The organism is Alishewanella jeotgali KCTC 22429, from assembly GCF_000245735.1.
Lineage (GTDB): Bacteria > Pseudomonadota > Gammaproteobacteria > Enterobacterales > Alteromonadaceae > Alishewanella > Alishewanella jeotgali.
In genome coordinates, this window is record NZ_AHTH01000005.1 from 62,228 (window position 1) to 78,712 (window position 16,485).

12 protein-coding genes are annotated in these 16,485 nt (G+C 51.9%); 5 read left to right on the plus strand and 7 right to left on the minus strand.

The features are described from left to right. The first annotated feature begins 8 nt into the window (after positions 1-8). Entirely contained in the window at positions 9-746 is a 738-nt protein-coding gene (locus AJE_RS01885; RefSeq protein WP_008949403.1) for a hypothetical protein, read from the plus strand. Between the two features lie 85 nt (positions 747-831). On the opposite strand, the gene AJE_RS01890 is transcribed toward AJE_RS01885, so the two are convergent. Together AJE_RS01890 and AJE_RS01895 are read right to left on the minus strand one after the other, a co-directional pair. Beyond that, a complete protein-coding gene (locus tag AJE_RS01890; protein WP_008949404.1) occupies positions 832-2,850 on the minus strand; it encodes a S9 family peptidase in 2,019 nt (672 codons plus the stop codon). A 51-nt stretch (positions 2,851-2,901) separates the two neighbouring features. Continuing rightward, a complete protein-coding gene (locus tag AJE_RS01895) occupies positions 2,902-4,431 on the minus strand; it encodes a fumarate hydratase (RefSeq protein ID WP_008610238.1) in 1,530 nt (509 codons plus the stop codon). A gap of 98 nt (positions 4,432-4,529) precedes the next feature. On the opposite strand from AJE_RS01895, the gene pabB reads away from it, so the two are divergent. The 3 genes from pabB (at position 4,530) to AJE_RS01910 (ending at position 8,047) form a co-directional block, all read left to right on the plus strand. Beyond that, a complete protein-coding gene (gene pabB, locus AJE_RS01900; RefSeq protein ID WP_008949405.1) occupies positions 4,530-5,909 on the plus strand; it encodes an aminodeoxychorismate synthase component I in 1,380 nt (459 codons plus the stop codon). Positions 5,910-5,924: 15 nt separating this feature from the next. After that, the gene (locus AJE_RS01905; RefSeq protein ID WP_008949406.1) at positions 5,925-6,488 is read left to right on the plus strand and encodes a CoA pyrophosphatase; all 564 of its coding nucleotides are present in this window, start codon (positions 5,925-5,927) and stop codon (positions 6,486-6,488) included. Positions 6,489-6,667: 179 nt separating this feature from the next. After that, on the plus strand, positions 6,668-8,047 hold the full coding sequence (locus AJE_RS01910; RefSeq protein WP_039925683.1) for an L-serine ammonia-lyase: 1,380 nt from the start codon (positions 6,668-6,670) through the stop codon (positions 8,045-8,047). 25 nt (positions 8,048-8,072) lie between these two features. Here the strand turns inward: AJE_RS01910 and AJE_RS01915 are convergent, their stop codons facing one another. From AJE_RS01915 to AJE_RS01930, 4 genes are read right to left on the minus strand one after another with little or no spacing between them, the layout of a single operon-like run. Continuing rightward, positions 8,073-8,333, minus strand: coding sequence for a putative signal transducing protein (locus tag AJE_RS01915; protein ID WP_008610232.1), 261 nt, complete (start codon positions 8,331-8,333; stop codon positions 8,073-8,075). A gap of 40 nt (positions 8,334-8,373) precedes the next feature. After that, the gene (locus AJE_RS01920; protein ID WP_008949408.1) at positions 8,374-9,978 is read right to left on the minus strand and encodes an L-lactate permease; all 1,605 of its coding nucleotides are present in this window, start codon (positions 9,976-9,978) and stop codon (positions 8,374-8,376) included. Between the two features lie 25 nt (positions 9,979-10,003). Beyond that, positions 10,004-13,168, minus strand: coding sequence for an efflux RND transporter permease subunit (locus AJE_RS01925; protein ID WP_008949409.1), 3,165 nt, complete (start codon positions 13,166-13,168; stop codon positions 10,004-10,006). A gap of 2 nt (positions 13,169-13,170) precedes the next feature. Further along, complete coding sequence (locus AJE_RS01930; RefSeq protein WP_008949410.1) at positions 13,171-14,367, minus strand: efflux RND transporter periplasmic adaptor subunit; 1,197 nt, start codon at positions 14,365-14,367, stop codon at positions 13,171-13,173. Positions 14,368-14,745: 378 nt separating this feature from the next. Between AJE_RS01930 and AJE_RS01935 the strand changes: the two genes are divergently transcribed. Continuing rightward, positions 14,746-15,054, plus strand: a complete 309-nt coding sequence (locus tag AJE_RS01935) for an isoamylase early set domain-containing protein (RefSeq protein WP_008949411.1) — start codon at positions 14,746-14,748, stop codon at positions 15,052-15,054. A 46-nt stretch (positions 15,055-15,100) separates the two neighbouring features. On the opposite strand, the gene AJE_RS01940 is transcribed toward AJE_RS01935, so the two are convergent. After that, positions 15,101-16,219 carry a beta-ketoacyl-ACP synthase III gene (locus tag AJE_RS01940; protein ID WP_008949412.1) on the minus strand — a complete coding sequence of 373 codons (1,119 nt, stop codon included), beginning with the start codon at positions 16,217-16,219 and terminating at the stop codon, positions 15,101-15,103. Positions 16,220-16,485 lie beyond the last annotated feature (266 nt).

Consider the following 16,485-nt stretch of genomic DNA (forward strand, 5'->3'; position numbering starts at 1 on the left):
AATAGCTGATGCGGATTCTGGGATTGTTATTAGCTTTGAGTGTTATGCTGCCGGTTTATGCCACCGCGCCGGCTGAGTCTGTGCTGGAGTTTCGCCAGGCGCTGGGCTCACCGGCTTCCCGCTATAGCCAAAGCCTGCTAACAGAAGCTTATCAACGGCTTGGTGTCGAAGCCCGGTTTATCGAGGTGCCGCTGGGTCGCAGTTTAATCGAATCCGATAAAGGTAATCTGGCCGGTGAGCTGGCGCGCGTGCTGCATATTAACCAACAGTATAAGAATCTGTTGCCAGTGCCTTATGTGCTGTTTGATACCCATGTTTACCTCTATGTTAACCAGCAACGCTGTGCCGGTTGTCAGCTGTCACAAGTCCAAAGCCTGGCCTATGTTCGCGGCAGCTTAATTGTCGAAGAGTTACTGCGGAAGTTACCCGCCTCGCGTCAGGTGATTGGCAGCGGTAGTCTGGATGCCGCCAAACAAATGTTTTTGACTGGCAAAGTCGATGGCGTACTGTTTCCGGCATACAAACTCAATGCCACTAGCACATTCCCGATCAGTGAGCAAATTCTACAAAGCCTGCCGGATTATCATTTTCTACACCGACAACATCAGGAGCTGATCCCGAGGCTAACGCAGATGTTGTTTCAGCTGGAGCGTGAAGGTTTTGCCGAGCGTCTGCGGTTAAAATACGGCGTACCGGCACCACGACGCCAGCTTTCGCGCAATGAAAAGCCTTTTGCCGAGTACTAGGGCGTGTTACGTCATTTCGTATCACGCTTTGGCAAATAAAAAACCCCGCCAAACAGCGCGGGGTTTTTCACAACGACCTAGCATTCTAACGGGTATATTTTTCCAGCCACTGGAACACTTCGTTATACCAGCGCACCCGGTTATCCGGCTTTAAGATCCAGTGGTTTTCATCCGGGAAGATCACCAGGCGCGATTCAATGCCCTTGCGCTGCAGGTTAGTAAAGGCGCCTAAGCCCTGCGCATAAGGTACCCGATAGTCTTTCAGGCCATGGATCACCAGCATCGGCGTTTGCCATTTATCGGCATGCGCCGCCGGGTTAAATTTCTGATAGTCTGACTCCGGGTTCCAGGCCGTGCCACCTAAATCAAACTCCGGAAACCAAAGCTCTTCGGTGCTGCCGTAGAAACTTGGCATATCATATAAACCGGCATGATTGACCAGACACTTAAAGCCATCCGGCCAGTTACCGGCGATCCAGTTCATCATAAAGCCGCCATAAGAGGCGCCGAGCGCACAGGCACGGTTGCCATCGATCCACGGATAGGCCTGCACCACATGCGCAAAGCCTTTTTGCAGATCAACCAGCGGCTTGCCACCCCAATCACGGCTGATTGAGTCGGTAAAGGCCTGACCATAGCCGGTAGAACCGTGGAAATCGACCATCACCACCGCATAGCCTTTGGCTGCATACAGTTGGGCATTCCAACGTTCGTTAAACATATTGCCAAAGCTACCTTGTGGGCCGCCATGCACTAAAAAGGCCATCGGGTACTTTTTGTTTGGCTCAAAGTTCCAGGGTTTAACCAGATAACCATAGACGGTCGCATCTTCAGCGCCTTTAAAGCTGAACTGTTCAAAGTCACCAAACTGAATGCCTTCGGCCCATTTGGCATTAACCTGAGTTAATTGCTGTGGCTGTGAACCATCCGCATTGGTCTGGAAAATTTCGGCTGGCATATTCAGCCGGTGATTGGTAAACACCAGCTTATCCGCCGCAACTTGCAGATTACCGGCATAGCCATCACCATACAGTTTAATCACATCGCCAAAACTGGTGTTAATGGCGTAGATGCTGTACTGCCCGACATCCTGAGTGGTGACATAGATGGTTCTGTTATCACGGCCAAAATAGAAATCAGAAATCGAGCGATCCCAGTTCGGTGCCACTTCTTTGCGCTCGCCGGTAATCAAATCCAGCAACATCAGGCCAAAACGATCTGCCTCAGCGCCCGGCTTTTGCATCGCCAGATAGGCCAGAAAACGGCCATCATTGGAGAACTTGGGTTTGGCATCCCAGGCCGGATTGTCGGCCGTCAGATTGACCTTCTCACCACCATTAATCGACACCTGAAACAAATCAAAGTTAGTGTGCCAGGCCTGATCAACCGCCGGGATCTTGGCACTGAACACCAGTTGCTGATTATCCGGCGTAAAGGCCACTTCGCTGATACCGGCGATATTGGTATTCCAGTCGGCCATCAGGTTTTTCGCATCAGTAACAGGGGCATCGCCGAGCACCGCCACGTGCAGATGTTCACGATACTGATCCAGCCAGTGATCCCAGTGCCGTACCATCAACTGGTCATAGGCCAGCGCCGTATCTTTGCGCTCCGCTTCTTTGGCTTTGGCATCCAGCGTACATTGCAGCGTCTGACAACCGGGTTTCACTGTTAAACTCAGCGCCAGGGTTTTGCCATCGCTGGCCAGTTTAAAGCCGTTAATTGGTAAGGGTAGCCGGGTCACCTGCCGGGCTTCACCGCCTTCCAGCGCCAGTTGCCACAGCTGGGTGCTGCCAGTGCGATTAGCTAAAAAGAAAATACTCTTGCCATCCGGGTGCCACTGCACCGCTGTTTCGCGGCTGCTGTTTTCGGTTAAACGGCGAACTTGCCGATTTTCACCCAGTTGCATTAAATAGAGATCATGGCTGGTATCGGCCGGCGCAAAACCGCCGTTAGTCTGGCTATAAACCAGCGAACGGCCATCCGGCGACAAAGCCAGATTACCAACTTTATTATGTTGATTCAGATGTTCGACCGTCAGTGGTCCTTTGGCCAGCGCACCAGCACTAAAGAGTGCTAACGCCACTAAACTCAGATGTTTCATGCTTCCCCCAGTTAGTAAAAAGCCGCAGTCATCGCTGCGGCCTTGTTAGAATCAGGCTTTCAGTTTGGCATCCAGCTCAGCAATATTGGCTTTCCAAATTGCCGGCCCCTGCTTATGCACGTTATTACCGTTGCTGTCCACTGCTACAGTTACCGGCATATCTTCGACTTCAAACTCATAGATCGCTTCCATACCCAGATCGGCAAAGGCCACGACCCGGGCTTTCTTAATGGCTTTCGACACCAGATAAGCGGCGCCGCCCACGGCCATCAGATAAACAGCTTTATGCTGTTTGATACTCTCAACCGTTTGATCACCGCGCTCGGATTTACCAATCATGCCCAGCAGACCAGTTTGCGACAACATCATATCGGTAAATTTATCCATCCGGGTCGCGGTTGTCGGGCCGGCCGGGCCTACTACTTCATCACGTACGGCATCAACCGGGCCAACGTAATAGATAAATTTATTTTTCAGATCGACGCCTTGTGGTAAACCTTCGCCTTTATTCAGCATATCGGCAATGCGTTTGTGTGCCGCATCACGGCCGGTTAACATCTTACCGCTTAACAGCACAGTTTCACCGGCTTGCCAGCTTTGTACATCCTCTGGCGTCACGGTATCCAGATTGACCCGGCGCACATTGCTACCAAGCTCCCAGGTCACCTGCGGCCAGTCTTCCAGTTTCGGCGGCGTAATATCGGCCGGGCCAGAACCATCTAAATGGAAATGCACATGGCGGGTGGCAGCACAGTTCGGGATCATGACCACCGGCAATGAGGCCGCATGGGTGGGTACTGATTTGATTTTGACATCTACGACCGTGGTTAAGCCACCCAAGCCCTGGGCGCCAATGCCCAGTTTGTTCACTTTTTCATACAACTCTAACCGCAGTTTTTCTTCCGCGTTTTGCGGCCCTCTGGCCAGCAACTCCTGAATATCCACCGGCTCCATCAGCGATTCTTTCGCCAGCACCGCGGCTTTTTCCGCCGTACCGCCAATACCGATGCCGAGCATGCCCGGCGGACACCAGCCAGCACCCATTTTTGGCAAGGTTTCCAGCACCCAATCGACAATAGAATCGGACGGATTCAACATTGCCATCTTGGTTTTATTTTCTGAACCACCGCCTTTAGCGGCGATCATCACTTCGACATGATGACCAGGCACCAGATCGATATGCACTACCGCTGGCGTATTATCCTTGGTATTTTTACGTAAACCGGCCGGATCGGCAACAATAGAGGCCCGCAGCGGGTTATCCGGATTCATATAAGCACGGCGGGTGCCTTCATCCACCATTTGCTGCACCGTCAGGTCTGTTTTATCCCATTTCACATCCATGCCAATCTTCACGAAGCAGGTAACAATGCCGGTATCCTGACAGATTGGACGATGGCCTTCGGCTGACATCCGCGAGTTAATCAGAATTTGTGCAATGGCATCTTTCGCGGCCTGGTTTTGCTCTTTGTGATAAGCCACTTCCAGTGCCTGAATAAAATCCAGTGGGTGATAATAGGAGATGTACTGCAGCGCATCTTCGATGCTTTCAATAAAATCTTGTTGGCGAATAACCGTCATGCTTGCCCTTCCTCTGTCGCCCAAGCGGCGAGACATTTAACTATTAGTGTGGGTGCTGGTATGATAGCGCGCATCCCCAACAGCGGCTAGTCCAAATCATGCAGCAGTATCTGATATACGACGCCAAATCTGAACCCGAATTTTCTCTGCTGGAGATTTTTGCTCATTTTGCCAGCGAGCCCTGGTCAATGTTGCTCGATTCCGCGGATGCCAGTCACCCGAATAGCCGTTACCAGATTATGGTGGCACAGCCGGTGGCAACCCTGCATAGCCAGCACGGTAACACCATCCTGACCGACGAGCACGGCAGCCATCATTACACAACCGATCCGTTCAAGGTATTAGACTGTGCGCTAAAGCGTTACTTTGCTACGCCCTGTCACAGTGAGCTGCCCTTTGTCGGCGGCGCCCTTGGTTATTTTGGTTATGATCTGGGCCGCTATCTGGAACGCCTGCCGGAACAGGCGCAAGCTGATTTGCAGCTACCGGATATGGCGCTGGGTCTGTATCAATGGGCGCTGATTTATGATCAACAACAAAAGCAGCTCTGGTACACCGATTACCGGCAGGATGCGGAACAACACTGGCATAAATTGCAGCAAAGATTAAGCACGCAACCGCCGCTAAGCCGCCCCTTTAGTTTGCAAAGTGACTGGCAAGCCAATATGACCCAGGCTGAGTATCAGCATAAATTCGCCCGGGTACAGCAAGAGCTAAGTAGCGGTAACTGTTATCAGATTAATCTGGCACAACGTTTTAGCGCCGCTTATCAGGGCGACGAATGGCAGGCGTATCTGAAGCTACGGCAAAAAAATGCAGCGCCCTTTTCGGCCTTTATCCGCTTGCCAGCCGCTGCGGTGCTCAGTATCTCGCCGGAACGCTTTTTGCTGCTGCAGGATGGTCAGATTGAAACCAAGCCAATTAAAGGTACCCGGCCGCGTGGTTTCTGTGCCCAAACCGACCAGATAGAAGCTGAAAATCTGAAAACCTCGCCAAAAGATCGCGCTGAAAATGTGATGATTGTCGATTTGCTGCGCAACGATCTGGGTAAAGTATGTCAGCCGGGGTCGGTCGAGGTGCCGGCCTTGTTTGCCATTGAGAGCTTTCCGGCCGTACATCATCTGGTCAGTACCGTTACCGGCACTCTGGCAGCGCCGAATAGCGCCTGTGATTTGCTGCGGGCGGCTTTTCCCGGCGGCTCTATTACCGGCGCCCCGAAAATCAGTGCCATGCAATTAATTGAACAGCTGGAACCCCACCGGCGCAGCGTCTATTGCGGCGCTATCGGCTATATCAGCAGTACCGGCCGTATGGATACCAATATCGCTATCCGCACTCTGGTTTGCGAACAGGGGCAGATCCATTGCTGGGCCGGTGGTGGTCTGGTGGCGGATTCGAAAGCTGACAGCGAATATCAGGAAACGCTGGATAAGGTGGCAAAAATTCTGCCGGTATTAACTGCGATACCGCGAGCTTAAAGGAATAAACAGCAGGTGCAAGCCGAACAATTTTTGAACCGCTATCTACTCAGACCATTGCCTGCAACCACGCCACAGCCGCTAGTTGCAGAGCTAAGGCGCAGCGCTGTGTTGGTACCGCTGCTGCACTACGCAGACGAGCTACACCTGCTGTTGACACGCCGCGCTCTGACACTGGCCCATCATCCGGGGCAAATCAGCTTCCCCGGTGGCATGCTGGAAACAGGTGAGACGGCTATTCAGGCGGCCTGCCGCGAAGCCGAAGAAGAGATAGGCTTGCCAGCAACAACTATCCGGGTACTGGGTGAGTTACAGCCACTACAAACATTAACTGGTTTTCATATTAGTCCGGTCGTCGCCCTGGTAACGCCAGGTCAGGCCTATCGTTTGAATAAGCAGGAAGTCAGTGAAATCTTTGAAGTGCCGCTTAGCTTTTTTCTGAACCCTGCCAGTCAGCAGGGATGGCCAGTCTGGTGGCGCGGTAAACAGCAACACCTGACCGTAATACCTTATCAGGACAAGCTGATTTGGGGCGCCACAGCCGGCATTATTCAGCAATTATTAACCCAGATCCGCTGAGCGCAGCCTGCAATATGCGAATTTTGTAAAGAAAACTGCACTCTCGCGCGAAAAAAGACACTGAATAGAGCTGTTGCAGATACTGAACAGACCTCTGGCGCCCTGACAGCCATGGCATCCATCAGTTAGAATACCGACTATCAGGCTCCCTACTCTAACTATAATAAGTCGTATTTATGATCATTAGTGCATTTGATATGTTTAGCATCGGCATTGGCCCCTCCAGCTCCCATACGGTGGGCCCAATGCGTGCAGCAAAGAAATTTACTGAGCAGCTGCAACAACAGCAACTGTTAAGCCGTTGTGATAGCGTAAAAGTGGAATTATTCGGCTCGCTGGGCCAAACCGGTATTGGCCATGGCACTGGCAAGGCGGTGATCCTGGGGTTGTCTGGCTACTTGCCGGAAAGCGTCGACCCGGATGCAGTAGAAGGTATTCTGCGCCAGGTGCATGACAGCCAAAAGTTACAACTGGCACAGCAACACGCGGTGAATTTCCCACGCGACGGCGCCATTGTGTTCCACCGCCGTAAAACGCTGAAAGAGCACTCCAATGGCATGGAGCTGATTGCTTATGACAGCGAGAAAAATGTGCTGCTAAGCGAAGTCTACTTTTCCATTGGTGGCGGTTTTATCGTGAAAGCCGAAGATTTTGCCAAAGAAAAAGAAGCAGCCAGTCAGTTCGTCGCGGCTAACCCACCACCCTACCCATTTGAGTCAGGCGCAGAGTTATTAGCACTGTGTAAAGAGCATGGCCTGTCGATTTCGGGCTTGATGCATGAAAACGAAAGAGTGCTGCGTAGCAGTGCGCAAATTGAAAGTGAGCTGAATAATATCTGGCTGACGATGCGCGCCTGTATTGAACGCGGTATTCGCACCGAGGGTATTTTACCCGGTGGCTTAAAAGTGAAACGCCGCGCCCCCGCCTTACATAAAAAGCTGATGGCAGAGAAAAGTGCCGATCCACTGCAGGTAATGGACTGGGTCAATCTGTTTGCGCTGGCGGTAAACGAGGAAAACGCCGCCGGTGGTCGGGTCGTTACTGCACCGACTAACGGTGCTGCCGGTATTATTCCGGCGGTGTTAATGTACTACGACAAATTTATTCAGCCGGTCAGCCCGGAAATCGCCAGTCGCTATCTGTTAACCGCGGCCGCCATTGGTATTTTGTATAAGAAAAATGCCTCGATATCCGGCGCCGAAGTCGGTTGTCAGGGTGAAGTTGGCGTAGCCTGCTCAATGGCCGCAGCGGCACTAACCGAAATTCTAGGTGGCAGCCCGCAGCATGTTGAGAACGCGGCTGAGATTGGCATGGAGCATAATCTGGGCTTAACCTGTGATCCGGTTGGCGGTTTAGTGCAGGTGCCCTGTATTGAACGCAATGCGATGGGTTCGATTAAAGCCATTAACGCTTCGCGACTGGCGCTACGTGGCAGTGGCGATCACAAGGTATCGCTGGATAAGGTGATCAAAACCATGTGGGATACCGGTAAGGATATGCAGACCAAGTACAAAGAAACCTCACGCGGTGGTCTGGCGGTAAATATTATCGAGTGTTAAAGCGCTGTGGTGCTATTTGTGCCGGCTAGCCGGCCGGTGCCAGGCCATCTTCATCAGTAAGCGGAAAATCAACCAGTTCCGCTTGCTGATAATCCTGCAATAATTGTTCAGCCTGCTCCGCCTGCTCGTCGGCGACAAACACATTAGCAAAACCCAGCGCGGCCAAATCCCCTACCGCACCCTGCAAATAATGACCACCGACGTAGGTGTCAATCCCCTGGCTATTTAGCATCCCGGCGATAATATGGGCTTCCAATATATCGTTGGCACGAAAGATAATTTTCATAAATGTCCCTGTTTTAGGGCGTTAAGACACCCTTGACAGCTTAGCTGAAAAACCAGTACGCCACCAGTGCCGCCCCGCTGCAATAAAATAGCATCGGCCACAATGTATAACGGATAATCTCCCCCTCGCGACCATGTAAATTCACTACGCTGGCCGCTGCTACCACATTGACCACACAAATCATATTGCCGGCGTTGGCACCGAGCATTTGTAGCGCCAGTACCAGAGACTGCGGCAATTCCGCCTGCAGTGCCATCTGCTGCTGAAAGCTGCCAAACATCAGATTAGAGAAGGTGGCAGAGCCAGCAATAAAAGAGCCTAAGGCACCAACAATGGCAGCAAAACCCAGCCAATAGTCTGCCAGGTGGGCCGCCGCCAGTTCAGCCAGCGCCAGCGGCATCGCCGGTAAACCGGCGCTGTTAACATCAGAATGCAAGAAAATCCGCACCATCGGCACCGCCGCACCGAGCGCAATACAGGACGGTAACAGCATCTTACTACTCTGGGTTAACGCCTGCTGCAGCATACTGAACTTAGCCTTAAACAGCCACAGTGCCAGTAAGGCTGTGAGCAGGAATACCGTACCCGGTAAATACAGCGGCGCCACCGTAACACTGAGTTCAGAGCCTAAGATCTGCTGCCATTGCCAATTTAGCCCCTGCAGCATCGCTCGAAAGGGCAGCTCCGGCACCCGGGTTAACACCAATAATGTGGCCACCAGCGCATAGGGCAACCAGGCTTGCCAAATCGGTATCTGGCTGCTGTGCGCTGTATTCTCAGGCGTGTTTTCTGCAGCAGGCAGACTGTTGTCGGCTGTCACAGGTTTTGGCACTAACCAGCCCCGACTTGCAGCCGTCGCGGTTAGCGCCAGCCCCAATAACGCACCCAGGACAGAGGGAAACTCCGGACCAAGCAACCAGGTCACCAGCCAGGCCGGTAAGGTAAAGGCAAAGCCAGCGAATAACGCAAAGGGCGTGGCAGCCAGGCCGTAACGCCAGTTAGCCTGAGTGCTAAAATAACGGCTGTATAGCAGCACCATCAGCAGAGGTAAAAAACTGGCGACAAAGATATCGATACTGATTGCCAGCAGTGCCGTTTGCTGCAGCTCTGATGCGCTGATCCCAGGTACGCCTTGTGCCAGCCCCACCAATACCGGAGTACCGACAGCACCAAAGGACACCGCCGCCGAATCCGCCACCAGTGCCAGCACTACGGCAGAGAGCGGACTAAAGCCCAGCGCCACCAACAAAGGCGCCACGATCGCCGCCGGGGTACCAAAACCGGCCGCCCCCTCCAGAAAGCCAACAAAGAGCCAACCGATAATCAACAGCTGTACTCTTTTGTCGGCAGAAAGCCGGGCAAAGCCTTGTTTAATCATCTCCATGGCGCCGGATAACAGCAAGACCTTTAACAGCACCAAAGCGCCGAAGATAATCCACAGAATAGTGGCAGCGATCACCAGGCCTTCCAGGGTGGCGGCCGTTAAGTGTAATAGCGGTACCTGCCATACCAGCAGAGCTAATAGCGCAGATAACAGTAAACTCAATGGCATCGCCTGCCGTGCCGGCAGGCGCATAAAACCAGTAGGATAAAAACGCTGAACAGCGGCATCGCCGCTGTCAGCAGTTGCAGCAAGGTCACTCAACCTCCGCTTATGCCAGTTGCAGATGTTATTTAGAGAAGCCCTGCTCGGAGGTCGCCGCTATGGCTTTCTTACCACGGAACAGTCTTTTTACATCTTCCAGCATAACATAAAGTGCCGGGATCAAGACCAGGGTAATTACGGTTGCAAACAGGATACCGAATGCCAGCGACACTGCCATCGGGATCACGATTTGCGCTTGTAAACTGCGCTCCAGTACTATCGGTGCCAGACCAACAAAGGTAGTTAATGAAGTCAGTAAAATGGCCCTAAAGCGCTGCGTTCCTGCATCGACTACGGCTTGCTTAATCGCCACACCCTGTGCCCGGGCGCGGTTAACAAAGTCCACCATAATCAGACTGTCGTTTACCACCACCCCGGCCAGTGCCACTAAGCCGAACACCGACATAATGCTCATCGATAAGCCCAGCAGCATATGGCCAATCACCGCCCCGATCAGGCCAAAGGGGATCACGCTCATAATAATCAGCGGCTGGGAGTAGGATTTCAGCGGGATCGCCATTAAGGCATAGATACAGAACATCGCAAACACAGCAGCCTTCATTAGATCGCGCTGGGCATCCATTTCATCCTGGCTGGCACCATCCAACTGGCCACTGACGCCGGGATATTTTTGTTCCAGTTCTTTCAGGATGCCGCGACGCACTTCAGACACCACCTTGCCAGGCTCCACCAGACTCTTATCTGCCGCCGCGGTAATGGTCACCGACCGTTCACCATTGACCCGGTTAATGGCGCTAAAGCTTGGTTGCAAGGTATAGCTGGCCACCTGTGAAAACGGCACCTCACCACCATTGGCAGTACGGATCCGCATATTCTCCAAATCACCCAAGGAACGGCGTTCTTCCCGCGGGTAGCGCACCATTACTTTTACTTCTTCACCGCCGCGTTGCACGCGCTGTGCTTCGGCACCATAGAAACCATTTCTGACCTGCCGCGCCAAATCAGCCAGAGTCAAACCTAACAGATCGGCTTCCGGTTTTAACGCCAGCACAATTTCATCATTGCCCCCACGCAGGTTATCTTCAATATCAAATACGCCCTCGTAACCCGCCAGCGCCGCCTTTAACTCTTCTGTTGCGGCTTGCAACTGCGCCAAGTCACGGCCACGTAATTGCAGCGCGATATCCGCGCCGCTGCCCATGGTCGAATTATTGATGCGGAAGGTTTTTAAACCCGGGATCTCTGGAATTTGCTCACGCCACAGCCGGGCGATCTCAAAGGCATCAATTTCGCGGCCTTCGCTTTTATCCAGTTCAATGACCAGCTGACCGGCCGTATCGCTGTTTAAAAATACTAGCCGGTGTTTGACGACCATGTCCTCACCCGAGGCCAGTAGCTGCTGATCGACGCGCATTAACGCGGCTTCGATTTCCTGGATTGCCAGTACCGTTGCCTCGTTGGAAGCGCCTTCTTCCATTTGCACGCTGGCTTGCATAAAGTCGCTTGGTACATTCGGGAAAAACACCCAACGCACAAAACCTGCTGACATCACACCGAACATCACAATCAACATGGCAAAAAATATCGCCATGGTGACGTAGCGAAATTCAATACATCTCTCGATAAAAGGCCGGTAGCGGTTTTCAATAAAGCTAAACAGTACCCGCGACACGGCGCCGCGTACCCGCTTTAACGAATTACTGCCAAAGCGCCCTAAAGCATAGACGCCGCCCCGGTTTGGATCCCAAGGTTTGGTGTTCATATTGGCAATATGCGCCGGCAGGATCAGTTTGGACTCAATAATAGAAAATGCCAGACAGAGTACCACTACCCAGGCAATGGAACCCCAGATCGCGGATTGTGCGCCACCGACCATTAACATCGGCACAAAGGCAGCAATGGTCGTCAATACACCAAAGGTTGCCGGCATCGCCACTTTTTTCGCGCCGGCAATGACCGCATCCGTTGATTTACCGCGCTTTTCAATTTCAGTGTAGGCGCTTTCGCCGATAATAATGGCATCATCGACCACTATCCCCAACACCAGGATAAAGCCGAACAAACTGATCATATTGATCGAGACATCAAAGAACGACAGTGGCAGCAATGCCAGGGCGCCGAGGAAGCAGATTGGAATACCCACCATGACCCAGAATGCGACCCGGAACTCCAAAAATAGCGTTAACGCCAGCAGTACCAGAATGACCCCGTACAACAGATTGCTGGTCATCAGATCCAGACGACCCTGCAGGTAATAACTGGAGTCTCCCCAGTAATCCAGCGTAATTGATGCCGGTAATTCCTGGCGTTTCTTCTCAATATAGTTTTTTACCGTGCCGGCAATACGCAAGGTATCGTCTTCCCCCACCGCATCAATTCGGATCGATACACTGTTCTGACCATTAAAGGTCGCCAGCCGGGCCCGCTCAATAAAGCCATCGGTGACAGTCGCAATATCGCCCAGCAGCAAACGGGTGCCATCAGCATTACGCACCAACGGGATACTGGCAAAATCATCTTCGTAATAAGCCTGGCCCTTGGTTCGTAGCAAAATATTGCCACTTTCCGAGCGGATAGCACCGCCGGGTAAGTCGACTGAACTACCACGCACCGCACTGACCACCTGTTCAAAGGTCAGGCCATACTCGCGTAGCCGGTGTTCCGGGATTTCGATAGCGATTTCATAATTGCGCGCGGCTACCACATCAACCTTACTGACGCCCGGCAGCTTTTTAATTTCATCGCGAATACTTTTCGCCAGTTCTTTTAATGTTGCTTCAGTGGCGTCCCCATAAAGAGATAGCCACATCACATTACTTTGAAAACGCACCCGATATACCACTGGCCGTTCTGTTTGCTCCGGCAAGGTAGAAATGGAGTTAACCTGGGTTTTAATCTCTTCCATGACTTCGCTGATATTGTAGCCGGACGTGATTTCAACATTCACTGTCGCCAGCCCTTCTACCGCAGTAGAACGCACCCGCTTAATGCCGTTGACACTGCGAATACTTTCTTCAATTTTATCAATAACTCCGGATTCAACTTCCTGCGGTGCTGCTCCCAAATAGGGCACGCGAATGGTTACCACCTCGGTTTCAATTTCCGGAAAGGTTTGCTTTTTAATAGTTAAAACCGAGCCCAAACCCGCTAATAGCAGCACGACCATTAACAGGTTGGCCGCCACGCTATTGCGGGCGAACCAGGCGATAATGCCTTTATTGGTATCCATACTTATTGCGCCTCCTGCTGCACTGCAGAGGCATTTGCGATAGTCTCAGCGACTGGTTGTTGGTCGGTCAGCCGTACCTGGGTCCCGGCCAGCGGGTTGGTCACAGGTGAAATGACCAGCCGATCAGCCGCTTCAAAGCCACTGCCGATATAAGCAAAGTCGGCATCGGCGCGGCTAAGTTGTACCTGGCGAAATTGCAGTTGTTGCTCGGCGTCAACCACCAGTAACTGATTGCCTGGCCGCAGCAGATGTCGTGGCACCTTGGTGACCTGAGTTGCTGCGATACCGCTGATTTGGGCCTGTACAAAACGGCCAAACTGCAGCGGTATGCCAGTGCCTTCGCGCTGATACGGATCCTGAATTTCCGCCACGGCATAAATTACCCGGCTACGTTCATCCAACACCCCTTCAGTACGAACAATATTGGCCTGCCATTGTAACGGTTGGCCAGCAATAGTCGCGCTTAAAATCACTGGTATCTGCTGTACCTGAGCCTGTTGCTGTGGCAAGAAACCAAAATCGGTATCGGTTAAGGCTAAGCGCACTTCCGCGACCTCAGTACCTAGGATGCTGCCAAGCTGACTACCACGACTGATAAACTGGCCCAGATTGGCCATCCGGCTGCGTACCATCCCATCGTAAGGCGCACGGATTTCGGTACGTGCCAAATCACGCTGCGCCCGTTCCAGCTCGGCTTCTTTTGATTGCACATTAGCCAGCGCACTGGCCAGCTGTGGCTGGCGTAAACCCAAAGCAGGTGCTTTACCTTCGGTAAAGGAGCGCCATTCGGTTTCCGCAACCCGCGCCCGCGCCCGCTCTTCTTCAAGTTGGGCTTTTGCGCCGGCCAATGCTGCTTCTGCTGCCTTCACTGCGGTCAGATAATCTGCCGGTTCAACCTGAACTAATAAATCGCCTTTTTTAAAGAAACCGCCAGCAACAAAATTCTCGGCTACCCGGATAATCCGGCCGTTAACTTCTGACATCAGCGTGGTTTCTAACTTGGGTGACACTGTGCCTTGCGAAGCAATACGGTAGGTAAGGTCCTGAGGTGCCAATTCAATGGTATTGACCAGTAACGGCAGTCGTTGCTCAACGACCTTAGCCGGGGGCTTTCGCATTGCGCCTAAACCTATAGCTAATCCCACCGCACTGATCAGAATAATGATCGGTAATCCAACTTTGATAAATTTTGTTGCCATGAACTCGATGTCCCGCTAATTATAGTTTTACTGCTACCAATTTTACCTGCTGTGAAAAATGCTGCAGTAGCATGAATGTTAATTTTTATTTCAATTCAATCATAAATATCCGGCCTTCAAGGCTTCTATTACGCTAATAACTTACTGGCAGATTTTACAAAGCCCGCCATTATTAGCCTGGCAAAGATTTATTGACTAATCAGAGACTAAAACAACGCAGCCGATAGAGTTAACAGAAATATATTTTGTTACAAAGTTACCTGCTATGCACTGCAAACGAATGCGTAAATTTTGACCATTGGCAAAAAGTCCACTTTAGGTTAGTTTTAACAGGTAGCCGGTGCGTTACCGGTTACGCCAAAGCAACAGGAGTGAGCAATGAGCATCAGTAAGCAGTATTTAAAGACCAAACCCGCTTGCAAAGTGACCTTTAAACTGACTGCCGACAGGCTACCAGCCGCGACACAGGTTGCTTTACTGGGGGAATTTAACGATTGGGATCCGGCAGCCTTGCCGATGAAGAAAAGCAAAAGTGGCGAATTTAGTGCCACTGTCACCTTGCCGGTCAATAGTGAGTATCAATTCCGCTATCTGGTAGATGGTGGCACCTGGCTTAACGACGAGGACGCCGATGCCTATCTGCCATCGCGGGTATCATACGACGAAAACTCGGTGATCCGGCTCTGAAAAAAGGGGCCAGGCCCCTTTCTCTATTCAGCTTAAGCGCAACGCCTTAACACTTTTCCAGTACTAAGCAGCCCACCGAATAGCCGGCACCAAAGGAGCAAAGAATCGCTTTGTCGCCACTTTGTAGCCCCTGCTGGTATTTATGAAACGCAATAATCGAGCCTGCCGACGCTGTATTAGCATAGGTATCCAGCACCAGCGGTGCCTCTTCCGGCAACGGATCGCGGCCGAGAATCTTTTTGGCCGCAAAGATATTCATATTGATATTGGCCTGATGCAGCCATAACCGTTTTAAATCGTCGGCAGTAACCTGTAGTGCCGCCATTTCGTCAAGAATCACCTCAGCCACTATCGGCAACAGCTCTTTAAACACTTTACGCCCCTGCTGTTTAAAAAACGGGGCCTTCGGGTCCTGCTCGCTAAAGCAATGCTCGGTATAGCCAATATCGCAGCGGATATTATTGGAGAAGGTGGTTTTTAGACGCATACCCAGAATGCGAAATGCCTGGCTACTGGTACAGCTGGACTCGGCTTCAATAATGGTTGCGGTACAGACATCACCAAAAATAAAGTGACTGTCACGGCTGCGATAATCCACCTGCGGTGAGGCAAATTCCGGGTTGACCACCAGCACCACTTTGGCACTGCCGCCACGGATAGCATTAACCGCATTGCTGATCGCGAAGGTCGCCGAAGAGCAGGCTACGTTCATATCAAAGGCATAACCGCCAGCGCCCAGCGCCTGTTGTAACTCGACGGACAGCGCCGGATAAGGCCGCTGCATATTCGAAGCAGCACAGATAATTAAATCAATATCGGCAGCGGTTTTATTTGCTTGCGCTAAGGCTTGAGTCGCCGCCTGCACCGCCATTTCGACCATTTCTGGCAGTTCATCTTCGCCGCGCTTACGAAACACCGGATGCATCACCTCGGGGTCAAGAATGCCATCCTTATACAGTACGTGCCGGGCTTTAATACCGGAGGCTTTTTCGATAAATTCGCTGCTGGAATACTCCAGCGCTTCCAGTTCACCAGCGGCAATCTGTGCCGCGTGTTCGGCGTTAAATTGATCAACATATTGATTAAAACTTGCGACCAGCTCGTCATTGCTAATAATGTGTTGTGGGGTAAATAACCCTGAGCCGCTAATCACCACCTGCTGCATACTTTCACCTTGTCTGCGCCGTTATTTATCTACTATCAGGTTACACCCTGGCCGCTAGCGTCGCGCGGCGTGAACCTTTTGCACTTTTGGCACTCAGTATAACTGAAATGCTGGTCAGAGGTGATCCTTTCAAGACACCGCGTTTTAACTGGCGAAAATTCCCGCAGTTGGCCTCAGTTTTACTGTACTGCGTTCAGGCTTAAGGTACACTTTAAGTTGAGTTGACCGATACCGCCGCCAGCAAGTTGTCCGGTATTGACTGCATC